Raw genomic sequence first — 23,333 nt, 5'->3', positions numbered from 1 at the left:
TCTTGAACGCCATCATGCGGCGCTCCTGCATCGAGACGACCGCGGAAAGAACCATGAACCCGGCAGTGGATCATGTTTGTCGATCGGGGTTGACACCGTGCCCGCGATTAAAGAACGGACGACTAATCCATCGAGTTGGCACCGCCCTTGCTGGTGGGCTAATGAGGTATCCGCTTGACTGTCTGCGGGACGAACGGTCACAGGCCGTTGGTCGAACGGCAGTAGGCGCCGCTGGCGCTCCTCCCTAGACTTGCCGGGATCGCAATGCGTGCGATCCCGGTTTTTTTCGTAAGCGCGAAGCCGATACCCTTGCTTCAGAATTCGAATGAACGTGCGAAGAAGCCTCCGGGGGGATGTCCCGATCGCTGTTGAACTAGGTCGGGCCGACGTTGCCGGAATGAATGTTACGCGGCCCTCGTGACGTGGGCAACGGGGTCGATCGTCATGCGATTGTGGCGAGCTTGAAGAGCCGCACGCAGAACCGACAATTGCTTATGCGCCTTCAATCGTCGGAAGCCCTTGTTGGCCTCGATCATGCCGGCCGCGACCCATCGCAAGGCCATACCGGCATCCCGCCAGCGTTTGACGTTGCGCGTGACGCGGCGAATGGTGCCCATCATGTTCTCGGCGATGTTGGTACAGGCGAGCGATCGACGAAGCTCCTTCGGCAACTTCAACCGGACGACAGTCAGGATTTCGTCGAGGCCTTCGAGGATGCTGGCCGCTACGCCGGGCCATTGCTGGTCGAGTCGACGCGCGAGATTGCGGATCAATTTTTCAGCCTTGTCGGCGTCATCGAGCTCCCAGGCCTGGCGCAGCACCCGACGGGTGGCCGCATGATGCTCTTTCGGCAGGCGTTCCATGATGTTGCGCGCCTTGTGGATCTGGCAGCGCTGGATCGCAGCGGCCGAACCGAAGGTGCGGCGGATCGCCTTCGACAACGCCTTCGCGCCGTCGGCGATGAACAGTCTTGGCACCGTCGGGTCGAGCCCGCGCGAGATCAGGTTGTCCAGCAGGGCCTGAACCTGGGCGCGGATGCTGGTTTCGATCGGGTCAAACCAGTTGTCGAAAAGCTCGCCCGTGACCGCTGCGGCGGGCTGAATGTCCTCGCTTGTCGTGATATCGTTTCTCGTGGCGTAGTCTCCTTTGCCGGACGCTTCCTTCGTCAGGCGATTCGAGGTTTCTCACCCCGGAGACTACGCTCACCGTCTCGAAATTCGATAGGTGCCGCATCACGTGGTATTCGATCTGGATGCCGTTGCCGCCGTGCATGTCGCGGGACATGCGCGCGATGTCGAGCGCCTTGCCGCAATTGTTGCGCTTGACGATCGAAATCATCTCCAGCGCCATCTTGCCTTCGTCCATCAATCGTCCGACCCGCAATGAGGCCCTGCAAGCCGAGCGCGATCTCGGTCTGCATGTCCGCAAGCTTCTTCTGCACCAATTGCGTCGCCGCCAACGGCCGATTGAACTGCTTGCGGTCGAGCGTGTACTGCCGCGCGCATTGCATGCAGTCTTCGGCTGCGCCCATCGCGCCCCAGGAAATGCCGTAGCGGGCGCGGTTGAGGCAGCCGAACGGCCCCTTGAGGCCGGAGACGTTGGGCAGCAGCGCGCTTTCCGGCACCACCACGCCGTCCATCACGATCTCGCCGGTGACGGAGGCGTGCAACGAGAGCTTGCCGCCGATCTTCGGCGCCGAAAGGCCCTTCATGCCCTTTTCGAGAATGAAGCCGCGGATCTGGTTATTGTGCTCGGCCGATTTCGCCCACACCACGAACACGTCGGCGATCGGCGCGTTGGAAATCCACATCTTGGAGCCGGTCAGCCGGTAACCGTCCGACACCTTCTCGGCGCGGGTCTTCATGCCGCCGGGATCGGAGCCGGCATCCGGCTCGGTCAGGCCGAAGCAGCCGACCCACTCGCCGGTGGCGAGCTTGGGCAGATATTTCTTGCGCTTGTTCTCGTCGCCATAGGCATAGATCGGATGCATCACCAACGACGACTGCACCGAATTCATCGAGCGATAGCCGGAATCGACGCGCTCGATCTCGCGCGCCACGAGGCCATAGGCGACATAGCTCGCGTTGGCGCAGCCATATTCTTCCGGCAGCGTGATGCCGATCAGGCCGAGCTCGCCCATCTCGTTGAAGATCTCGCGGTCGGTCTTCTCTTCCAGATAGGCCTTGGAGACGCGCGGCAGGAGCTTGTCCTGGGCATAGGCGCGCGCGGTGTCGCGCACCATGCGCTCGTCTTCGGTGAGCTGCTCATCGAGCAGAAGCGATCGTCCCACTTGAACACTGACGTGGTTGGTGAAGGCATGGTGTTTTCCTTTGCGTCGGGCGCAACGAACAGATGGTCCGTGCGACACCATTCGGTATGCGGAGGTGTTGTAAGCGCTGTGCGTTGGTTAGTTTCCTATCAGTAGGCGTCCGTTCTTGACGATCGGACGGAACGCCTGATCGCCTATCGCCAGTTTCGCTGGCGCACCACCCAGGGGTAGGGGGCCACAGTCGTTTCACCGATAGGCCAAATGTTTCACCGGATTGTCCGTCTTTACGAACAAGGGATCCGGAAAAGTTAAGCAATTTCAGCAATGTAGCTGCGGCGTTGGACGACCTTAAGGGTGAAGTGTTGCGTTCACAAGGATATGCCGAAACGATGTGAAATTTCGCCAGCGATACCCCGGCGGAAAGTCAGCACGCAAGAGGCGAAGATCACGCCTTGGATCACCGTCACCCACTGCCCGAAACCCGCCAGGTATTGCTGCATGGCGATGATAACGAAAGCGCCGATCACCGGGCCAAACACGGTGCCGAGGCCGCCCACCAGCGTCATCAGCACGATCTCGCCTGACATCGACCAGTGCACGTCGGTGAGCGAAGCATTCTGCGCGACAAAGACTTTCAAGGAGCCGGCGAATCCCGCCAGCGTCCCGGACAGGATGAAGGCGAGCAACTTGTACTGATCGGTCTTGTAGCCGAGAGAAATCGCCCGCTGCTCATTTTCCCGGGTCGATTTTAGTACCTCGCCGAATGGCGAGTTGATGGCGCGGAAGATCACCAGGAATCCGAACAGGAAGCAGGCAAGCACAATGTAGTAGAGGATGGTCGGATTGGCGAGGTTAAGCAAGCCGAACATGTAGCCTTGCGGAATGCCCTGGATGCCGTCCTCGCCGTGGGTGAAGGTCGCTTGCAGATAGATGAAATACAAGAGTTGCGAGAGCGCCAGCGTAATCATCGCGAAATAGATACCCTGCCGGCGAATGGCGACGCTGCCGGTGACGACGGCGAGCGCGCCGGCCGCCGCCGTTCCTGCAACAATTCCAAGCTCAGGTGAGAATCCCCAGACCTTCAGCGCATGTCCGGAAACGTAACCCGCCGTGCCCAGAAACATCGCGTGACCGAACGATAGCAGTCCGCCATAGCCGATCAGCAAGTTGAACGCGCAGGCGAGCAGCGCGAAGCATAGCGCCTGCATCACAAAGTATGGATACACGCCCGTCAGGGGCACGATCAGCAGCAGCGCCGTCATAATGCCGAACGCTATCATCTCGTCGTGCAGCCCGCGCGATTTCACCGGCAATATATAATCGGTCATGACTGTCATATCAGGCCGCCCGCCCCGTCAGTCCCGTCGGCTTTACCAGCAGCACCAGCACCATCAGCACGAAGACAACGGTGTTGGAGGCCTCGGGATAGAAATATTTGGTTAGCCCCTCGATCACCCCCAGCGCAAAGCCGGTGATGATGGAGCCCATGATGGAACCCATGCCGCCGATCACCACCACCGCGAACACCACGATGATGAGGTCCGCACCCATCAGCGGCCGCACCTGGTTGATCGGCGCCGACAGCACTCCGGCGAGAGCCGCAAGTCCAACGCCAAGCCCGTAAGTCAGCGTGATCATGCGGGGAACGTTGATGCCGAAGGCGCGAACGAGCGTCGGATTTTCGGTGGCCGCGCGCAGGTAGGCGCCCAATCGCGTCCGCTCGATCAAGAACCAGGTCGCGAGACAGACGACCAGCGAGAACACGACGACCCAGCCGCGATAGACGGGTAAGAACATGAAGCCGAGATTCATGCCGCCCTTCAGTTCGTCGGGGATGGCGTAAGGCAGCCCCGAGGAGCCGAAATAGTTCTGGAAAACGCCCTGCACGATCAGCGCAATGCCGAAGGTCAGGAGCATGCCATAGAGGTGATCGAGACCGGCCAGCCATTTCAGCAGGGTCCGCTCGAGGAGCATGCCGAAAATGCCAACCGCGATGGGCGCGATGACCAGGGCGGGCCAATAGCCGATGCCGGCAATGTTCAGGAGGAAATAGGCGCAGAACGCGCCCATCATGTAGAGCGCGCCGTGGGCGAAATTGACGATGTTCAGCATGCCGAAGATCACGGCAAGCCCGAGGCTGAGCAGCGCGTAGAACGAGCCGTTGATCAGTCCTACCAGAAGCTGTGCATAGAGAGCCTGCATGGATTTACTCTTTCGCGTCCCGTCCGACCCACCCGGTCTTCATGCGCATCGATGTGAAATTTCCTGGACGTCGCCTCACACGCCGAGATAGGTGTGAAGCTTGTCCATGTTGGCCCGCAGCTCCGAATTGGCGAAGCCGTCGATGACCTTGCCGTGCTCGACGATGTAGTAACGGTCGGCCACGGTGGAGGCGAAGCGGAAGTTCTGCTCGACCAGAAGAATCGTGAAACCTTCCTTCTTGAGCTGCGCGATGGTGTGGCCGATCTGCTGGATGATAACCGGCGCGAGACCTTCGGTCGGCTCGTCCAGCATCAGGAAGCGCGCGCCGGTGCGCAGGATCCGCGCGATCGCCAGCATCTGCTGCTCGCCGCCCGACAGCTTGGTGCCCTGGCTGGCGAGCCGTTCCTTCAGGTTGGGAAACAGGTCGAAGATCTGGTCGAGCGAAAGGCCGCCCGGGCGCACGATCGGCGGCAGCAGCAGGTTCTCGCGGACGTCGAGGCTCGAGAAGATGCCGCGCTCCTCCGGGCAGAAGGCGACGCCCATGCGCGCGATCCTGTCCGAGAAGGCGGGGTTGATCTCCTGGTTGTTGAAACGGACCGAGCCGGTCCGCTTGCCGATGATCCCCATGATCGACTTCAACGTCGTGGTCTTGCCGGCGCCGTTGCGCCCGAGCAGGGTGACGACCTCGCCCGCGTTCACGTCGAAGTTCATGCCGTGAAGGATGTGCGATTCGCCGTACCACGCCTCGAGATTGCGCACCGAGAGAATCGACGCGCCGGCATCGGAAGCCGGCCTGGTGGCGGCTGCGGCCATTGCGAGATCAGGCATGACCGGCTCCCAGATAGGCTTCCTTGACGCGCTCGTCCTTCGAAAGGTCAGCATAATTGCCTTCCGCGAGCACCTGGCCGCGGGTCAGCACGGTGATGACGTCGGAGAGGTTGGCGACCACGCTCAGATTATGCTCGACCATCAGGATCGTGTATTTCGCGGAGATGCGCTTGATCAGCGCGGCGATCTTATCGATGTCCTCGTGCCCCATGCCGGCCATCGGCTCGTCCAGGAGCATCATCTCCGGATCGAGCGCGAGCGTGGTGGCGATTTCCAGCGCGCGCTTGCGGCCGTAAGGCATTTCCACCGCCGGCGTGTTGGCAAACTCGCTCAGGCCGACGTCGTGCAGGAGCTCGAGCGCGCGGGGGTTGAAGCGGTTGAGCACCGATTTGGAGCGCCAGAAATCGAAGGAATGGCCGTGCTGGCGCTGCAGCGCGACCCGCACGTTCTCGAGCGCGGTCAAGTGCGGGAATACCGCCGAAATCTGGAACGAGCGGACCAGCCCGAGCCGCGCCACGTCGGCCGGCGCCAGCGCCGTGATGTCCTGCCCCTTGTACAGGATCTGGCCCGCGGACGGCTTGTGGAACTTGGTCAGCAGGTTAAAGCAGGTCGTCTTGCCGGCCCCGTTCGGGCCGATCAACGCGTGGATACTGCCCCGGCGGACCTTGAGCGAGACATCGCGGACGGCGAAGAACCCCGCGAACTCCTTGGTCAGGTTCCGAGTTTCAAGAATGAACCCTTCGTCCTTGCGTATGGTCATTGGCTCATAACTTCCACAACACGCAACATCCTCATGTTTGCAGCAAACTCCCCGCTTGGGTGGCGCCAGTCGCATGGCTGCCGCGGCTCCTACGCTCGCATGCGTGACGAGAGTGGCTTGTCGTGAAGCTGGGCAATCTTGTTGTCTGCTGTTGGTGACATGTGCCCAATGGACTCGACCATGGGAGTGACACTAGTTTAGCTGGAGGCTAGTTCTTGATCAGAGCGCAATCGCCACTATTGATCGGACGGAATGCTTCCTCTGCTGGAAGCGTCGCGATAAGCCGATAGATGTCGCCGCGGGAGCTGCTCTCTTCCGGCTTCTTGACCTCGAACAGATAGGCCGGGTGAATCTTGCGACCGTCAGCCCGGATCGAACCTTTGCCGAAGCAATCATCGTCCGTCGGCATCTTTTTCATCATTTCGACGACTTCCAGCCCCGAGGACTTCGCGCGGCTCACGCCGAGCTCTTTGACAGCCTTCAGGTAATGGACAACGGAGGAATAATCGCCGGCCTGGCTCATGTTCGGGAAAACGCCAACTTCGAGCTTGGGCGCAATCCGCTTCTGGAAGGCGCGCGTGCGGTCGTTCAAATCCCAGTAGAAGGTCTCCGTCAGCGTCAGCCCCTTGGCGACGGGCAGACCCATTGCCAGGACGTCCGTGATGTAACCGACCATGGCGGCGAGCCGTGCCTTGGCGGTCAGGCCGAACTCCTGCGCCTGCTTTAAGCAATTAATCAGGTCTGCGCCGGAATTAGCGAATGCAATCACGTTGGCTCCGCTGCTCTGAGCCTGCAGCAGGAATGACGAGAAGTCGCCCGTTGACCCATAAGGATATTTGACCGAACCCAGTACCCTGCCACCTGCGAGCTCAGCGAACTTTGCCGCATCGGCCTGGGCGGCGTGGCCGAAGGCGTAGTCCGCCGTGACGAAGAACCACTTGTCGCCGCCGGACTTAACGAGTGAGGTCGCGGTCGAATGGGCGAGGCACCAGGAATCCCAGGCCCAATGAATGCTGTTGCGGCTGCAACTCTTGCCAGTCAGGTCGGAACTACCCGCCGACGAGATCAGCGCGACTTTGTTTTTGCTCTCGATCAGTGTCTTGGCCCCTAGGGCAACTGATGAATTGCCGACATTGGTGATGACGTCGACATCCGACTCGTCGAACCAGCGACGAATGATCCCAAGGCCCACGTCGGCCTTGTTCTGGTGATCCGCGACGAGAATTTCGACCTTGATGTCCGGATTCTGCGCCACGAATTCCTCGACGGCCTGTCTCAGGCAGGCCACGCTCGTCGGGCCCTCGACGTCGCGGTAGACCCCCGACATGTCCGTGATGTGGCCGATACGGATAGTTTGCGAACCCTGCGCGCGCGCGTTTCCAAGAGCCCAACTGGCGCCGGTTGCCAAGCCGGCACCGATGAACATCCGACGATCGATCTTCATTTCCAACCCTCCGTGTACGCTACCAGCGTTTGGTTCCCGAGCGCTCGACGTTTTTCTTTGCTGCGGCCTCGGTCGAGCTTGACATTTCCTATCAGATGATTGATCAGTCAGTCAATCTGATTGATCAGTCAGTCATGAGGGAGCTCCGTGACTATGCTGCCGCGAGAGATCTTTTCGGCGGAGCACGACATGCTCCGCGAAACGGCACGAAAATTCTTCGAGCGCGAAGTTTTGCCTCACCACCGCGCTTGGGAGAAGGCCGGCGTGGCGCCGCGCGAGATATGGAAAAAAGCCGGCGAAGCGGGCCTCTTGTGCGTCAACCTGGCGTCCGAATACGGCGGAGGTGGCGCCGACCGGCTGGCCTCTGCCGTGCTGATCGAGGAGCAGTCCTATCTCGGACTATCCGGGCCAGGCTTTTCAACACATTCCGACATCGTCGCGCCTTACATCCTGAACTACGGGACCGAGGATCAGAAACGGAAATGGCTGCCGCCCATGGCCAGGGGAGAGCTGATCGGCGCGATCGCTCTGACCGAACCGAGCGCCGGGTCGGACCTGCGCGCCATCCGTACGACGGCGATCCGCGAGGGCGACGAGATCGTTCTGAATGGCCAGAAGACTTTTATTACCAACGGCCAGTGCGCCGATCTTCTCGTCCTCGCCGCCAAACCGAGTGCGGTGACGGGGACCAAGGAGCTGACGCTCCTCGTGGTCGAGGCCGATCGCCCCGGTTTTTCCCGCGGCAAGAATTTCGAAAAGATCGGCATGAAGGCGCAGGACACCTGCGAGCTCTTCTTCGATAACGTTCGTCTGCCCGTTTCGAACATCCTCGGTGAGGAGGGCAAAGGTTTTCCCTTGCTGACCCGGGAACTCGCCTGGGAACGGCTGCAGATCGCAATCGGCGCGGTGGCGACGTCCAGCGCCGCGCTCGAATGGACACGCAACTACACGAAAGAGCGCAAGGCGTTCGGTACGCCGGTCGCGGAATTCCAGAATACGCGCTTCCGCCTTGCCGAGGTGAAGACCGAGATCGAGATCGCCCAGACATTCGTCGACCGTTGCCTGAAAGAGGTGAACGAAGACAAGCTCGATCCGGCGGTTGCCGCCATGGCCAAATACTGGTGCACGGAGCTCATGGGCCGCGTGCTCGATACCTGCCTGCAGCTGCACGGCGGCTACGGCTACATGTGGGAATATCCGATCGCCCGCGCTTTTGCCGATGCTCGCGTCCACCGCATTTACGGCGGATCCAACGAGATCATGCGCGAGATCATCGCGCGCACACTGTGAACCACGCGGGTCTCTGTTGGAGAGGAGGCGACCTATGCGGATTCTTCTCACTGGCGCCAGCCGCGGCATAGGTCGCGCCATCGCCGAACGACTCGCGAGGCCCGGCGCGCGCTTGGCGCTGTGCGCGTCCGCGCCCTCTGCGGAACTCGATGAGACAGTTGCGGTCGCCCGCAAAGCCGGCGCCGAGGTGCATGGGCTGTCGGCTGATCTGAGTGATCCGGCGAGCCCCACTGCGCTTGTCGAACAGGCATTCTGTGCCTTGGGCGGTGTCGACGCCGTTGTCTCCAATGCGGGCATAGCCAGACCGGGCCTTTTGGCCGAAATGGCAGAAGACGACTGGAACCGGATATTCTCAGTCAATGTACGCTCGCCCTGGCTGCTCGCGCGCGCCGCCTATAAGCATCTTACCGCAAGCAAAGGCGCCTTCATCGCGGTCGCTTCGATGTCCGGCGTCGAACCCTATGCCGGTGTCGGCGCCTATAGTCCGAGCAAGGCGGCCCTGATCATGCTCGTGCGTCAGCTCGCGCTGGAATGGGCCGGGGACGGCGTGCGCGTCAATGCCGTTTCGCCCGGGCTCTTTCTCAGCGCCATGACGGCGCCGATCTATGCCGACGCCGAAAAGAAAGCGGCGCGCGAAGCCCTGGTGCCGATGCATCGCATCGGCGATCCCGTGCACGACATCGCCGGACTCGTGGAATTCCTTATCTCCGACGACGCGACCTACATCACCGGCCAGAACATTCTCGTCGACGGCGGGCTTCTCGGCAGCATTCAGAAGCATATCGCCGGCCGTCCCAAATCGGGGAGCCTGTGATGCGCTTTCCTGCTCCGGATCCCGTTCGCGCCGCACGCTATCGTGCGGTCGGATACTGGCGCGACGCCACGATCCCTGCGCTGATTGCTGCTTCCGCTGCACGGACCCCGGACAAGACGGCCGTGCGCGATGCCTCCGGCGCAAGCCTGTCGTATGCCGCGCTGATGGAGCAATCCTCCCGGCTCGCCGGCTATCTGGCCGAGCGAGGCGTCGGCAAAGGCGACGTCGTTACCGTCTGCCTGCCGAATTGGGTTCAAACCGTCGTTGCATTCGTCGCGGCAATGCGGCTTGGGGCTGCGGTCAATCCTGTTCCAGTCACCTATGGCCGCGCCGATCTGGCCTACGTGCTGGGCAAGTGCGACAGCCGCGCACTGTTCGTCGCCGCCAAGTTCCGCAGCGTCGATTTCACGGAAGTCCTCGAACAGCTTGGTTCCGACACGCTTGCAAACCGCGCGGTCGTTCGGATCGGAGAGGGCGCAAGGACGATCGGGACACCGTGGGATGACGCGCGCGGACATGCGGCGCTCGGCGCCGAACCGCCGATCGCGGCCGACGACACGGTTGCCGTTCTCTTCACCTCGGGTACCGAGTCGCGCGCGAAAGGTGCGGTGCACACCCACAACACCATCCTGTTTGGCGAGCGCGCTCTATCATCAGCGCTGCAGATCGGCGCCGATGACATCGCTTTCATGGCCTCGCCGATCTCGCACACCACCGGCTTCATGCACGGCGTCATAATGACCCTGACGCTCGGCGGAACCCTGTCGCTGCTCGACATATTCGAGGGGGCGCGAGCGGCGAGACAACTCGCCGAGCATCGCTGCAGCTGGACCATGGGTGCGACTCCGTTTCTTGCCGATATTGCCGATGCTCTGGAGAAAAGCGGCGAGCGACTGCCGCATCTGCGCTACTTCATGTGCGGCGGCGCGCCGATCCCCGAAGCGCTGGTGCGTCGCGCCGGCCTCGTCGGTCTGCGCGTGATGTCGATCTATGGGGCGACCGAGAGTCCCCCGCACACCGTGGTCCACCCGGAGGACCCGCCCCAGAACGCCTGGACGACTGACGGCCGGCCGCTCGCCGGCATCGAGGTCCGCATTGTTTCCGAAGGCCGCGGTCTTCCCGTCGGAGAGGTCGGTGAGGAATGGTCTCGCGGTCCAAACACCGCTCTCGGTTACCTCGGCGAGCCGGAGCTGACGGCCAAGGATTTCGATTCCGATGGCTGGTATCACTCGGGCGACCTGGCCCGCCGGCTTCCCGACGGTTCGCTGCGCATTGTCGGACGTCTGAAGGACATCATCGTGCGCGGCGGCCAGAACATCTCCGCGCGCGAGGTCGAGGACTATCTCGCCGGCCATCCTTCTGTGCAGTCGGTCGCCGTTGTCGGCGTGCCGCATCCTCGGCTCGGCGAAACCAGCTGCGCCGTTGTCGTCCCGCGGCCGAACGCCTCGCTCACCCTACACGACGTGACCGAATTCCTGCTGGCGAAGGGCGTCGCTCGCTTCAAACTTCCGGAGCGGCTGGAGATCTGGCCCAGCCTGCCCCTGAACCCAAGCGGCAAGATCCAGAAGTACGTCCTTCGCAAGCAGTTGACCGAAACCGAAGGCGGCACCAAAGCATGATCCGCGAGGCACGAAACGGCGTTGTCACGACGCTCACCCTTTCCGGTCCGCCCGTCAACGCCATCGACGCGGCCTTCATCACTGCGCTCAACGCGGCGCTCGACCGGATCGAGAGCGAAAGGCCCACGCTCGTGGTGATCCGCAGCGACCAGAAGTGTTTCTGCGCCGGCGCCGACCTTTCGATGATCCAGCGCTATTTCACAGCAACCGACGGCGTCGACAACATGCTTGCCTACGTCAAATCGCTGCATGCGGTGTTCAATCGGCTCGAGGCCCTACAAGCCGTGACACTGTCGGCGATCGACGGGCCCGCTCTTGGCGGCGGCCTCGAGCTCGCGCTGGCCTGCGACCTAAGGATCGCCACGTCGCGCGCCAAGATCGGTCTGCCGGAAGCGCGCGTCGGCATGATTCCCGGTGCCGGCGGTACCCAGCGGCTGACGCGGCTTGCCGGGCCGGGCATTTCGGCGCGGCTGATCCTTGGCGGGGAGATCGTCGATGGCGCGGAAGCTGCGCGAATTGGCGTCGTACAGTGGTCCTGCGATGCCGCCGCGCTCGACGACAAGGTCGTGGAAATCACCGACCGGATTTCCTCCCTTTCACGCGGCGCGCTCGTCGCATCGAAGGATTGCATCGCCGCCTGGTTCGATCCTGCCGTCGATGGCTATGCGCGCGAGATCGAGAAGCCAAAGCACATCATGCGCACGGAGGAGGCGAAACGCTACGTCGATGCCTTCTTCAATCGAGCCAAGTGAATCGAGCCAAGCGATCTTCACCCGTTCAGTATGGAGCAGCAAATGAAATTCAAAGGTAAGACGGTCGTCGTGACGGGGGCCGCTTCCGGCATTGGACTGGCCACCGCAAAAGCCTTTGCCGAAGTCGGGGCGCAGGTCGCACTCACCGACATTAACGCCGACGCCGGTGAGAGGGCTGCCAACGATTTGAAGTCCACGGGCGACGTGCGGTTCATGCGGCTCGACGTCACCGACCCGGATTCGGCCGAATCGCTCGCAAACAGAATCGAAACCGAACTTGGACGGCTTGACGTGCTGGTCAATGCGGCCGGATGGGACGTCATCGAGCCATTCATCAACAACACGCGCGAATACTGGGCGAAGATCGTCGGCCTCAACTTTATGGGTCCGGTGCAGGTCACCCGGGCGATGTTACCGCTTCTGTTCGCCTCCAACTCGGGGCGCATCGTCAATGTTGCGAGCGACGCCGGCCGCGTTGGCTCGTTCGGCGAGACCGTTTACGCCGGCGCCAAGGGCGGCGTGATCGCCTTCACCAAGTCGCTTGCACGCGAGGTGACGCGGCAGAATGTCCGCGTCAACTGCGTCTGCCCCGGACCGACCGACACGCCGCTGTTCGCTTCGCAGTCGGAGAAGGCGCGGATTGCCTTGGCCAATGCCATTCCGATGAAGCGTGTCGCCAAGCCCTCGGAGATCGCGGACGCGGTGCTTTTCTTCGCCTCGGACCGGTCGAGCTTCATCACCGGTCAGGTGCTGAGCGTAAGCGGCGGCCTGACGATGGTTGGATGAAGCTTTCGAGTGCGGACATGAGCAAGACGACCTCATTGAGCAAGGCGGTGCAGGCGACGGTCGCACCCGGCGCAACGCTACTATTTGCGTTCACGCACAATCGTTCGCATGCTGCGGCTTTCGAGGTCGCGCGCCAGTTCCGCGATCGCGCCTGTCTCAATCTTGTCGCGACCGGATTGCTCGAATACGCGTCGATCCTTGTCGCCGCGGGCGCAGTTGCACACATGGAATCGGCTTTTGCCGGCGGCACCTACCCCGCACCTTCGCCTTCCCGGCAATTGCAGCTTGCTTATGCCGCGTACAAGGACAGCGACCCGGACTGGACCAATCTCACCATGACGCTGCGGCTGATGGCTGGCGCCATGGGTTGGCCTTTCGTTCCGACGAATAGCCTGCGCGGCTCGAGCCTGTGGCGTGACAGCTCGCGGACGATCGTTGCCGATCCGTTTACCGGCAAGGAGACGGCCGTCATCGCACCTTTGCGCCCGGACGTGACATTCATGCATGCGCCCGTTGCCGACACTCTCGGTAACGCGATCGTGCACGCCCCCGATGCGGAAGAGAGCTGGGGCATCTATGCCGCTCGGAAGGTGGTCGTAACGGCTGATCGCGTTATCTCGCCGCGCGAATTTCGCGAGATCGGGCCACGCACGGGCATTCCCGGGCATTTGGTCGCTCACGTGGTTGAAGCCCCGTTCGGCGCGCATCCGCAGGGGCAGTTTGTTTGGTCGGAGGCCGAAGGCGTCGCATCCTACGCTGAGGACTATGCGTTTCGCCAGATGTTGCGGTCGATCGTCCGCGATCCAGCGAAGCTGCGCACCTGGGTCGAGGACTGGGTGTTCTCGACCGATCATGAGTCCTACTTGCGTCGGCTCGGCGCCGGCCGCCTCGCGCGATTGCGCGGCGAAGCAATCGCGCCGACGCCTGCCGAGCCCAGGGGTGCTGGCGAGCCGCCCTCTGCGGAGGAGCGCGCGGCAGTCCTTGCAATGCGCATCGCCGAGCGGGAAGCGACGGCCGGCCGCGCTGAGACCTTGTTCGCGGGCATCGGGCTTGCACATATCGCCGCCTGGGGAGCTGAACGTCGATGCCAAGAGCGCGGCGTCACTACCGCGCTGATCGCCGAAACCGGCATGGTCGGTTTTCGACCTATCCTCGGCGATCCCTATCTCTTCAACCGGCCGAATGCAGCCTCCTCGCTGTTCCATGCAAGCTTCATCCAAACGTTGGGGGTGCTCGCCGGGGCCAATGCGAAGAATTGCCTCGCTATGCTTGCCGCTGGTCAAATCGACAGGCACGGCAATATCAACTCGTCCCGCGCGCCGGACGGCGGCCTGATCGTCGGCTCCGGCGGCGCCAACGATCTCGCGTCGGGTGCAGCACGCTGTCTCGTCGTCATGCCTCTCAAACCCGGACGCTTCGTCGACGAACTACCGTTCGTCACGACGCCGATCCGCAATCACGCGGGCGTCGCGACGGACCTCGGGCTTCTTTCGCGCGACAACAACGGCGACCTGATCGTAAGCGGGGTGATGTGCGCGGCGGGCGACGAACAAGCAAGCCTCGCCGCTATCGCTGAACGTTGCGGGCGTGAGGTGCGACCTGCCGAAAAGCTCGCACGCTTCGATCCGCCAGGCGGCGGAGAACTCGCGCTGCTGCGCAACTTCGATCCTCAGCGCGTGATCCTCGGATAAGATGGAACAAGCAAATCAAAGGAGAAGATCATGAATTACAGCGACATTCTGTACGACGTCAGCGAAGGCATCGCGACGATAACGATCAATCGAGCAGATCGCCTCAATTGCTTCCGCGGCCGTACGATCGAGGAATTGATCCACGCCTTCAAGCGCGCCTGGGCCGAAAAGAACGCGGGTTGCGTCATTCTGACCGCGGCCGGAACCAAGGCGTTCTGCGTCGGCGGCGATCAGAAGGAGATGCAGGAGAAGGGCACCTACGGCACTTCTGAGAACGGCCTGTGGGAGATCGACGATCTGCACATGGTGATCCGCAATATTCCAAAGCCGGTGATCTGTGCGGTTAACGGCTATGCGATCGGCGGTGGCCACGTCATTCACGTCATTTGCGACGTCACGATTGCGGCAGAGCATGCGAAATTCGGCCAGGCCGGACCGCGGGTGGGCTCCTTCGACGCCGGTTGGGGGTCGGCCTATCTGGCCCGCACCGTCGGCGAGAAGCGGGCGCGTGAGATCTGGTTCTTCTGCCAGCAATACGATGCGCAGACCGCGCTGCAGTGGGGCCTCGTCAACAGGGTCGTGCCGGCCGACAAGCTGATGGAGGAAGCGCGCGCGCTTGCAAAACAGGCGGTGGGCCTGAGCCCGACGGCGCTCAAATTCCTCAAGCACGCGTTCAACGCCGACAGCGCCCACATTTTTGGCCAAGTGAAGATGGCGGCGGACGGACTTGCCTCCTTCGTCAATTCGGAAGAGGCGAAAGAAGGCCGGACCGCCTTCCTCGAAAAGCGGACCGCTGATTTCGCGCGCTTTCGTTGACCGGCCGGGTAAGCACAGCCATGGAATCCCCGATCGGCAGTGGGACGGCTCTCGTCACTGGTGCGGCAACCGGCATCGGCTTTGCGATCGCGCGCTGCCTAGCCGAACGTGGTATGCGGGTCGCCGTTGTCGATATTGATCTGGAGGCGGCGAGTCGCGCCGCCGAGGCGCTGGGTGGAACCCATCTTGCCTTAAAGGCGGACGTCTCGCGAGAGGTGGAAGTCACCGATGCGGTCGACCGAACGATGCGTGCATTCGGCCGGATCAACGTTCTAGTGAATAACGCCGGAATCAGCGACGGCGGCACACAAACGTTGTCGCAAACGCTCGAGCGATTCGAGCGGACGATAGCGGTTCACGTCAGCGGAAGTTTCCTCGTCTCGAGGGCGGTGGCCGCAAAGATGGCGGAACAAGGCGGTGGCGTCATTGTCAATCTCGGCTCGGTCGCCGGCGTCGTCGGCGTTCCCGTGCGCACCGCCTATTCCGCGGCCAAGGCTGCCGTCGGCATGATGACGCGCGTGCTCGCCTGCGAATGGGCGCATCTGGGGATCCGGGTGAATGCCGTGGCTCCCGGCTATGTCGAGACGCAGTTGGTGGCGGCGCTCATAGCCGACGGCAAGGTTGATGCCGGGCGCATCCGTGCCCGGACCCCGCTGGGGCGGATGGCCGCTCCAGAGGAGATCGCGCGGGTCGTGGCGTTTCTCGCTTCCGATGATGCGTCCTATGTCACAGGAGCCGTCCTGCCGGTGGATGGCGGTTATACGGCCTTCGGCGGAGCATTCGATGCTTCCGGAGTGAATTCCGCCTATAATTGAAACAAAGGAATCAATCTCTGCATGTCCATCAGCGTCTCCTCAGTCGTCGAAGATCCAGCGCTCGTTGAAAAACGGCGTAAGCAAATCGTCGAGGCGGCCACCGAACTGTTCGCGAAGCAGGGCTTTTACAAAACGACCATCAAGGATATAGCGAAGAAGGCCGGCATCAGCTACGGGGGCGTGTATCTTTACGTTCGCGAGAAGGAAGATGTTCTGCTGCTCGTGCTTCAGCAGGTGGTCAACGCCTACGCCGAGGAGATTCCCAAGGCGATGGCGGGTGTGGCTAACCCGCTCGAGCGTCTGGTGCGAGCGATCGAAGCCTATTGCAGGGTCGTGGACAAGCACCGCGCGGCCACGGTGCTTGCATACAGATCCACCAAATCGTTGTCGCCGGACCGGCGTCAAGTGATCCAGCAGCTTGAGATTGAAACGAACAATATCATCGCCGAAGCGATACGCGACTGTATCAATGCTGGCCTCATGCGCGATCTGAACGTCGACGTGCTGACGTACCAGGTTGTCTTGATGGCACATGGCTGGGCGCTGAAGAGCTGGTATTTCAAGTCGTGCATTGAACTGGAAGACTATATCGCCGAAAGCTTGGAGACCGTGCTGACAGGCAGTCTGACCTCCTCCGGGCGCACTCGATATAGCAGGCACGCCTCCGCTGTGCGTCCGTCGACGTAACCGGTTCCCGAAGGCGCCGTCGGCGCGGATCCCTTCCGAAGCTCGGCTGAAACTGATTGATCAACAATAGCGGAGCAAACCGGAGGCAACCGATAGCGTTGAGCAAGGGTGCGAACACCCCTTGTCAACGTGAAGGGCGCCAACAATTAACTGTGTTCTCTCGTCATCGTCGATCAATGTCGGCCGTTACGGAGGAATAATGGCCATCCGCCGAGTGTTCATCACGCGCCCCGGCTCTCCACAAGGGCTGCCCGCCAGTGCGTACGAACTGCGAACACATCCCAGCGGCATGGTCTTGTTTAGATTGCGGCGTCCTCGTCTGATGAGTTGACGAAAGGCGGTCTAATGACATAATGGTCAGACCAATAAGTAATGGACGACCAGATGTTCGAGAAACGCAGAATCGACGACCTGCCGGTTCACCCCACGCGTGATGAAACAAAGCCAAGCGCCGTCAACGGTCTGAAGGTCGTTGACCTTACGCACTTTATCGCTGGACCTCTGGCGACGATGATCTTGGCCGATTTTGGGGCCGACGTGATCAAGATCGAGCCGCCGTTGAAGGGGGACGATTTTAGATACTATCCGCCACAGGATCCCGCGATGCCAGCGCAGGGTGGCCCGTTTTTGTGGACCAATCGAAACAAGCGGAGCGTCGCCATTGACGTAAAGACCCCTGAAGGGGTCCAGGTTGCCTTGGACCTTATTGCTCAGGCGGATGTTCTGATCGAAAACTTCTCAACGGACGTGATGTCGCGTTTTGGGCTCGGTTATGAACGGTGTGCAACTCTCAATCCGCGGCTCATCTATTGTTCGGTATCGGCTTATGGCCGCGAAGGCCCCTATGCAGATCGGTTGGGCTTCGATCCCGTCGCGCAGGCCGAAAGCGGATTCATCTCTATGAACGGGTATGCCGACCGACCCGGCGTTCGCAGTAGCGCGTCCGTGATGGACATATCAACAGCGATGATGGCGTCCAATGCGATCCTTCTTGCACTCCTTGCTCGCGAGCGTACTGGAAAAGGTCAGCAGCTTGAGGTGGCGTTGTTCGATACCGCAATCCTGATGACAGGCTTTGCTTCGATGCAGCAGCTTATGACAGGCAAAGACCCTCAGCGGCACGGTAACACAAGCCCAGATACCTGTCCGACGGGAGTTTTTGCCACCTCGGACCACCCGTTCTATCTTATCTGCGGAAACGACAAGATATTCCAACGGTTGGTCACCGAGGTTCTCGATCGGCCGGATCTCGCTAAGAATCCCAATTTTGCCAGGTCCGCGGATCGCCTCAAGAACCGCGAGTTTATCTTCAAGGTGCTGGAAGAAGAGTTCTCGGCCTATCCGTGGAGCCATTGGCAACAAAGACTTCGCTCGGCTGCCGTGCCGCATGGCGAAGTACGTACACTAGGCGAGGCCTTGCATTCCGGCGAAGCTCGTTCCCGCGGTCTGGTCACGAAAATTCCTCATCCGGTGGTTGGCTGGATCCCGAATGTCGGTTCGCCAATTCGTCTCAGCGACACACCAGCGGTCACGCCACGTGCGGCGCCGGCCGTAGGCCAGCACACAGATGAAGTGCTTCGATCGGTGCTTGGCTACGATGATGGCAAGATCTCGAGCCTCCGCCAGGCAGGCGCACTAGGCTCACCGGATAAGGCAAGGGCTTGATCAGCCGAAGGCTTCTAGACTTTCGGGCAAGTTACTCCGATGCTGGTGCACACGCCAGAGATGCCGGTCAGAGGAGTACCGTGGGCGAACAGCATTGGAGCTGCGGCGCAATTGATCAGCTCGGCGGAAGAAGTTCTGAAACCAGGTGTGAGGAGTGTGGCAAGGGTCTAGCCGCAAAAAGTGGGCCATCCAGGTAGCGTAAAGCCACGATTTCCAGGCGCGCATCCAACACCGGCGGTTGATCGGCCATGAGCAGTGTGGCGAGCCGTAAGCCTTCATCGAGATCGACGATACAGACGCGATAAGGAGCCTCGCTTCTGAATACGGCCGGTGCTGCATGTATCACAGTCTGTGAATAGAGCCGCCCGAAACGCCCCAGCGGCGCCCAGGTGAGATCCTTCGACCAGCAATGTGGGCAAAACGGCTTCGGTGGAAACGTCTTCTTTCCGCAGTCGTTGCATTGGCTCGTCTCAAATTGGCCATTCTCGAGCGACCGCCAAAATCTTTCGGTATGCGCAGTCACGCGAGGAGGGAAGGAGCGTTTACGGCCGATCGAAATGACAGGGAGATTCATTGGACAGCCTCGAAGACGTGGACAAGCGCTGCGTTGTAATTGCCAAGTTCCGCGCTTGTGACGGCGAGTCGAGCATTCTGCACCTGTCTCTGTCCTGCTCGGTTGCGCAATTGGTCCATTACCTCCACGAAGCTGTAGAACGGCGTTACATAAGCAGGGTGACCGCGGGACTGCAGGCCACCAGAAGTGCAGATTGGGATCCTGCCGCCAAGCGTTGTCTCGCCTGCCTTCGCCATCGCAGCTCCCTTACCGCGGGGCGCAAAGCCAAGAGCTTCACTGACAAGTACCTCAATGATTGTGCAGGGAGCGTATACCTCGGCAAGATCGATATCTTCGGGAGTGACGCCGGCTTCTTCGTAGGCGCTCCGACCGGCGGTACGGGCGGCGAGCAGCGCGATCATGTCATTCGGTATCTCATTAATTTGATGCGCACCTTCGTGATAAAAGCCTCGCCCGCGGATTCGGACATATGGCCTGCCCGATGCTCGGGCGACGTCTTCATCTGCGAGTACGAGGCAAACCGCGCCGTCGCTGCGTGGCGGGACTTCGTACAAGCCGAGTGGCTCTACGATGGGAGCTTGTGACAGGACCTCTTCGAGGGTGATCGGCTTCCGAAATTGCGCCAACGGATTCAGCGACGCGTGGCGTCGATTCTTGACCGCGACGCTGGCAAGCTCTTCACGCGACGACTTGAACTCGTGGATGTAACGAGCCGCGTCCATTGCGTACCAAGAGATGGGCGTAAAGCCGAAGGGAACGTGAAAGTCGACGTCTCCCGTCGTGCGCATGGAGCGCATCATATGCTCGGCCGCTGAGGTGGCGGTCTCGAAGTTGATGCCGAGAGCCAGGGCTACCTTCGTCCGCCCAAGCCGGATTTCGTTACAGGCAGCTTCGAACGCAAGGCCCGCTGTCATTCCGTTTCCCATGGTTTCGGAAACGCAGGCGCCGCACGGAAGGCGAAGATAATTCGCCATGAACGTGCCGAAGTACTTCTGCTGCGTGTACGGCCGGGGCAGCGAAAATGCGAGAGAACCGATGTCGGTCCGCTCGACACCGCCATCCCGAGTTGCATCGACGACGAGGGACGCGAGAACTTCGTGCTCGAGTAACTGGGTCGGCGAGTCCGATGGCGTCTGCCATTTTCCGACCGGCAGGGCGGCTGCGCCCAATATTGCAACTGCTTTTGGCACGGGCGGCGGTCCTCCAATGGTGGCGCCTTGACAGCGGCGGTCGTGGTCTAATAGATATAATGGTCAGTCCAATAGCATTTGGGCTGGCATGAAGCAAGCGCCGAAAGCTCGCGGCAGGGTCCCGCCAGGGTAGTGAACTGCGCCAGCGTTTTAGGGCGCAATGGCAACGGGGCTGGAGCTGAGGAGGTCGGAATGGCCGGAAAGAGCATCGAAGAATTCAAAGTCGGTGAAGTCATGTTAAGTCCGGGGCGGACCGTCACGGAAACTGACGTGGTCACCTACTCGTGGGTTTCCGGCGACACGAACCCCATGCACACCGATGCCGTCCATGCAACGAAGTCTCCAATTGGGCAAAGAATCGCTCATGGCACGCTTGTCATGTCGATCGCGACCGGACTGAGCGCTCGCATCGGTCATCTTGACGGCACTGCGATTGCGGCTCTCGGCGTCGACCAATGGAAGTTCCTGAAGCCAGTGTTCATCAACGACACAATCTATCTGCGCACAACGGTGCTTGAGGCCCGCGTTACATCGAAGCCGGACCGGGGCGTTCTCGTGCGGCGCATGGAGGTTATCAACCAGCACGGCGAGGTGGTGCAATCCGGTCTGATGTCGACAATGGTGACAACCAGGAACGCCCGCTAACACAAGAATCCGGATTGGAGTTCAATATGAGCATCGTCAACATATACGGCCTCTCTGAGCAGCAGCTCATGGTTCGCGAGAATGTACTCGCGCTGCTTGAAGAGAAGCTGCCATGGTCGCTTATCCGCGAGTTGGACGAAAAGCGGGAGTTTCCCCATGTGGCCTACAACGCCTTGGCCGAAGGCGGGTACCTGGGACTCTTTTATCCGGAGGAATATGGAGGAATGGGCGGGTCGCATAAGGACTTCGCCTCCTTTATCGAGACGCTCGGCTATTACTACACGGGAATTGCGCAAGCGGTTATGACCAGCATCGTCTATGCTGGCATGCATGTTGTGCAGTTTGGCTCCGAGGCTCTGAAGAAGGAGATCGTGCCAAAGCTTATCAACGGAAAGGTCAAGCTCGCTCTTGCGATGTCCGAGCCTGGGACCGGATCTGACGTGGCCGGTATCAAGACAAAGGCAGTGCGCCAGGGCGACCATTACGTATTGAGCGGCCAAAAGGTTTGGATCACATGTGCCCATGTGGCCGACTATCTTGTAGTCGTGTGCAAGACCGACCCGGCTGCGCCTCGTCATAATGGAATGAGCATTCTTCTCGTGGATGCGAAGGCGCCGGGCGTGCGAATTCGGCCGTTGAACATGCTCGGGCGCCGCACAACGCACGCCAATGAGGTCTTCTTCGAAGACGTCAGGACGCCAGTGACCCACATTCTTGGCGAGGAGAATGCGGCTTGGAAGAACTTGATGAAATGTCTTGCCGTCGAACGAATGGCATTAGCGGCCATCTCCGCGGGGCACTGCTTCAAGATCACCGAATACGCGACTGAGTACGCCAAGAATCGAATTCAGTTTGGGCATCCCATAACCAGCTTCCAAGCTGTCTCGCACAAGCTGGTCGACATGGCGATCATGTCCGAGACCGCGCGCCAGATGACTTATCGAGTGACTGAGCTGCTCGATAGCGGACAGGACGCGATCAAGGAGCTATCGATGGCTAAGATAGTCGCTACCGATAACAATTTCAGGTGCGCCGACCTGGGTATGCAAGTTATGGGCGGTGCAGGATATTCGGCCGAGTACGATATGGCGATGTTTTTCCGTGATTGTCGCGTCGGTCCAATCGGTGGCGGAAGTAACGAAATCCAACGAAATGTCATAGCGAAGAGAATGGGACTTTAGCGTTCGGTCGTCCGCGAACCAACGATCATAAGAAATGACGGAGGAAATGATATGAGGGTGGTTGCTGCGTTGTTCTCTTTGCTGATGCTTTCCTCGATTGCGGTCGCCCAGGAGGCTAAGCCGCTTCGTATCGGCCTCCTGACGGACATGAATGGTCCGTACACGGATAACGATGGGCAGGGAGCAATTGAAGCCGCAAAGATGGCGATTGCCGACTTTGGCGGAAAGATCCTCGGTAGACCAATCGAACTCGTTCTGGGTGATCACCAGAACAAGACAGACATTGGGATGGCGGTTGCCCGGCGCTGGTACGATAACGAGAACGTCGATGTGATCATGGACGTGAATAATTCTGCTGTCGCACTCGCGGTCAGCTGGTTGACGAAGGAAAAGAACAAGATTCTCCTAGCAACGTCGGCGGCTTCGGTTGATCTTACAAATAAGCAGTGCACGCCCAACACTGTTCAATGGTTATCAGACACGTATGCACTCGCACACAACGTAGCGGCGGCCGAAACGAAGGCTGGCGCAAAGTCGTGGTTCATCATAGCAGCGGACTATGCCTACGGTAAGTCGCTTCAGGAGGAGGCGACCAGGGCGATCGTTGAGAACGGAGGTACGGTGAAGGGCTTTGTCCGGCACCCAATGGGGACGGCCGATTTCTCTTCTTTTATCCTGCAGGCACAAGGATCTGGCGCATCGGTACTTGGTATTGCGAATGTATCAGCGGATTTTATTAGTACGGTTAAACAGGCTCACGAGTTTCAACTCGGAATGAAGATTGTGGGCATGCATGTGTACATTCTTGATGTTCCGGCTATAGGGCAAGCTGCAATGGCTGGCCTTCAGTTCGTCGACGTCTTCTATTGGGACATGGATGAGAAATCGCGCGCATGGTCGCAACAACGGTTCTTTCCAGTCATGAAGCGGATGCCGACGACGAACCAGGTTAATGCTTATCAAGCTCTCATTCATTACTTCCGTGCAGTTCAGGCTGCGGGCACAACGGACACGGAGGCCGTCATGAAAAAGATGAAGGAGTTGCCACTGGAAGACCAGACCGGTTCGCACGGGTACGTACGCGCAGACGGCCGGGTCATTCGCGACATGTATCTATTCGAAATTAAGTCTCCAGCCGAGTCGAAGTACCCTTGGGATTATTACAGGGTGATCAAGACTTTACCGGGGGAGACGGGCTATGTCCCGGCTTCAGAAAGCCAGTGCCCTTTACTGGCCAAGAAATAGTCGAGAGAGTGCCAGTTCCGTGGATAAAGCGACTGTACCGTCAATAAGTTGGATCGAATC

Annotated in this window: 20 protein-coding genes and 2 pseudogenes; 13 read left to right on the top strand and 9 right to left on the bottom strand. The window is 60.4% G+C overall.

Translation table 11 applies throughout. The annotated features are described in order from the left end of the window. Nucleotides 1-404: 404 nt before the first annotated feature. The 7 genes and pseudogenes from G8O24_RS37560 to G8O24_RS37530 all read right to left on the bottom strand — a co-directional run. Nucleotides 405-1,031: pseudogene (locus G8O24_RS37560) on the bottom strand (transposase); the annotation flags it as partial. A 139-nt stretch (nt 1,032-1,170) separates the two neighbouring features. Further along, a pseudogene (locus tag G8O24_RS37555) lies at nt 1,171-2,319 on the bottom strand (acyl-CoA dehydrogenase); the annotation flags it as partial. A gap of 318 nt (nt 2,320-2,637) precedes the next feature. Further along, nucleotides 2,638-3,606, bottom strand: coding sequence for a branched-chain amino acid ABC transporter permease (locus tag G8O24_RS37550; protein WP_188107552.1), 969 nt, complete (start codon nt 3,604-3,606; stop codon nt 2,638-2,640). Nucleotide 3,607: 1 nt separating this feature from the next. After that, on the bottom strand, nt 3,608-4,471 hold the full coding sequence (locus tag G8O24_RS37545) for a branched-chain amino acid ABC transporter permease (RefSeq protein ID WP_188107551.1): 864 nt from the start codon (nt 4,469-4,471) through the stop codon (nt 3,608-3,610). Nucleotides 4,472-4,546: 75 nt separating this feature from the next. Continuing rightward, nucleotides 4,547-5,299 (bottom strand): ABC transporter ATP-binding protein, encoded by a 753-nt coding sequence (locus tag G8O24_RS37540; protein WP_188107550.1) that lies wholly within the window; start codon nt 5,297-5,299, stop codon nt 4,547-4,549. Beyond that, nucleotides 5,292-6,059, bottom strand: a complete 768-nt coding sequence (locus G8O24_RS37535; protein ID WP_188107549.1) for an ABC transporter ATP-binding protein — start codon at nt 6,057-6,059, stop codon at nt 5,292-5,294. Before G8O24_RS37535 ends, G8O24_RS37540 begins: the two co-directional genes overlap by 8 nt. A gap of 208 nt (nt 6,060-6,267) precedes the next feature. Continuing rightward, a complete protein-coding gene (locus tag G8O24_RS37530) occupies nt 6,268-7,503 on the bottom strand; it encodes an ABC transporter substrate-binding protein (protein WP_188107555.1) in 1,236 nt (411 codons plus the stop codon). Nucleotides 7,504-7,656: 153 nt separating this feature from the next. On the opposite strand from G8O24_RS37530, the gene G8O24_RS37525 reads away from it, so the two are divergent. From G8O24_RS37525 to G8O24_RS37480, 10 genes are all read left to right on the top strand, one after another. Further along, nucleotides 7,657-8,793 carry an acyl-CoA dehydrogenase family protein gene (locus tag G8O24_RS37525; protein WP_188107554.1) on the top strand — a complete coding sequence of 379 codons (1,137 nt, stop codon included), beginning with the start codon at nt 7,657-7,659 and terminating at the stop codon, nt 8,791-8,793. After that, nucleotides 8,723-9,607, top strand: a complete 885-nt coding sequence (locus G8O24_RS37520; RefSeq protein ID WP_306666336.1) for an SDR family NAD(P)-dependent oxidoreductase — start codon at nt 8,723-8,725, stop codon at nt 9,605-9,607. Before G8O24_RS37525 ends, G8O24_RS37520 begins: the two co-directional genes overlap by 71 nt. Beyond that, a complete protein-coding gene (locus G8O24_RS37515) occupies nt 9,607-11,226 on the top strand; it encodes an AMP-binding protein (RefSeq protein WP_188107547.1) in 1,620 nt (539 codons plus the stop codon). The genes G8O24_RS37520 and G8O24_RS37515 overlap by 1 nt, the downstream gene beginning before the upstream one ends. After that, entirely contained in the window at nt 11,223-11,978 is a 756-nt protein-coding gene (locus G8O24_RS37510; protein ID WP_188107546.1) for an enoyl-CoA hydratase/isomerase family protein, read from the top strand. The genes G8O24_RS37515 and G8O24_RS37510 overlap by 4 nt, the downstream gene beginning before the upstream one ends. 42 nt (nt 11,979-12,020) lie before the next feature. Continuing rightward, complete coding sequence (locus G8O24_RS37505; RefSeq protein ID WP_188107545.1) at nt 12,021-12,764, top strand: SDR family NAD(P)-dependent oxidoreductase; 744 nt, start codon at nt 12,021-12,023, stop codon at nt 12,762-12,764. Then, nucleotides 12,761-14,455 (top strand): CoA-transferase, encoded by a 1,695-nt coding sequence (locus G8O24_RS37500; RefSeq protein WP_306666335.1) that lies wholly within the window; start codon nt 12,761-12,763, stop codon nt 14,453-14,455. Before G8O24_RS37505 ends, G8O24_RS37500 begins: the two co-directional genes overlap by 4 nt. Before the next feature lie 30 nt (nt 14,456-14,485). Then, the gene (locus G8O24_RS37495; protein WP_188107543.1) at nt 14,486-15,271 is read left to right on the top strand and encodes an enoyl-CoA hydratase-related protein; all 786 of its coding nucleotides are present in this window, start codon (nt 14,486-14,488) and stop codon (nt 15,269-15,271) included. Between the two features lie 20 nt (nt 15,272-15,291). Next, nucleotides 15,292-16,086: an SDR family NAD(P)-dependent oxidoreductase gene (locus tag G8O24_RS37490; RefSeq protein ID WP_188107542.1), complete on the top strand. Its 795-nt coding sequence runs from the start codon at nt 15,292-15,294 to the stop codon at nt 16,084-16,086. A 21-nt stretch (nt 16,087-16,107) separates the two neighbouring features. Then, the gene (locus G8O24_RS37485; RefSeq protein ID WP_188107541.1) at nt 16,108-16,773 is read left to right on the top strand and encodes a TetR/AcrR family transcriptional regulator; all 666 of its coding nucleotides are present in this window, start codon (nt 16,108-16,110) and stop codon (nt 16,771-16,773) included. Between the two features lie 384 nt (nt 16,774-17,157). Next, nucleotides 17,158-18,438 (top strand): CaiB/BaiF CoA transferase family protein, encoded by a 1,281-nt coding sequence (locus tag G8O24_RS37480; RefSeq protein ID WP_188107540.1) that lies wholly within the window; start codon nt 17,158-17,160, stop codon nt 18,436-18,438. 115 nt (nt 18,439-18,553) lie between these two features. On the opposite strand, the gene G8O24_RS37475 is transcribed toward G8O24_RS37480, so the two are convergent. Beyond that, on the bottom strand, nt 18,554-19,012 hold the full coding sequence (locus G8O24_RS37475; protein WP_188107539.1) for a Zn-ribbon domain-containing OB-fold protein: 459 nt from the start codon (nt 19,010-19,012) through the stop codon (nt 18,554-18,556). Next, the gene (locus G8O24_RS37470; protein WP_188107538.1) at nt 19,009-20,202 is read right to left on the bottom strand and encodes a thiolase family protein; all 1,194 of its coding nucleotides are present in this window, start codon (nt 20,200-20,202) and stop codon (nt 19,009-19,011) included. Before G8O24_RS37470 ends, G8O24_RS37475 begins: the two co-directional genes overlap by 4 nt. Before the next feature lie 192 nt (nt 20,203-20,394). Here G8O24_RS37470 and G8O24_RS37465 point away from each other — a divergent pair, with 192 nt between their 5' ends. From G8O24_RS37465 to G8O24_RS37455, 3 genes are read left to right on the top strand one after another with little or no spacing between them, the layout of a single operon-like run. Next, nucleotides 20,395-20,847, top strand: coding sequence for a MaoC/PaaZ C-terminal domain-containing protein (locus G8O24_RS37465; protein WP_188107537.1), 453 nt, complete (start codon nt 20,395-20,397; stop codon nt 20,845-20,847). Nucleotides 20,848-20,873: 26 nt separating this feature from the next. Further along, on the top strand, nt 20,874-22,028 hold the full coding sequence (locus G8O24_RS37460) for an acyl-CoA dehydrogenase family protein (RefSeq protein WP_188107536.1): 1,155 nt from the start codon (nt 20,874-20,876) through the stop codon (nt 22,026-22,028). 51 nt (nt 22,029-22,079) lie between these two features. Next, nucleotides 22,080-23,273: an ABC transporter substrate-binding protein gene (locus tag G8O24_RS37455; protein ID WP_188107535.1), complete on the top strand. Its 1,194-nt coding sequence runs from the start codon at nt 22,080-22,082 to the stop codon at nt 23,271-23,273. Nucleotides 23,274-23,333 lie beyond the last annotated feature (60 nt).

The organism is Bradyrhizobium campsiandrae (assembly GCF_014529705.1).
In the GTDB taxonomy this organism is placed as follows: domain Bacteria; phylum Pseudomonadota; class Alphaproteobacteria; order Rhizobiales; family Xanthobacteraceae; genus Bradyrhizobium; species Bradyrhizobium campsiandrae.
The sequence above is the reverse complement of the archived record's forward strand: the minus strand, read 5'-3'. Positions and strand labels throughout refer to the sequence as shown.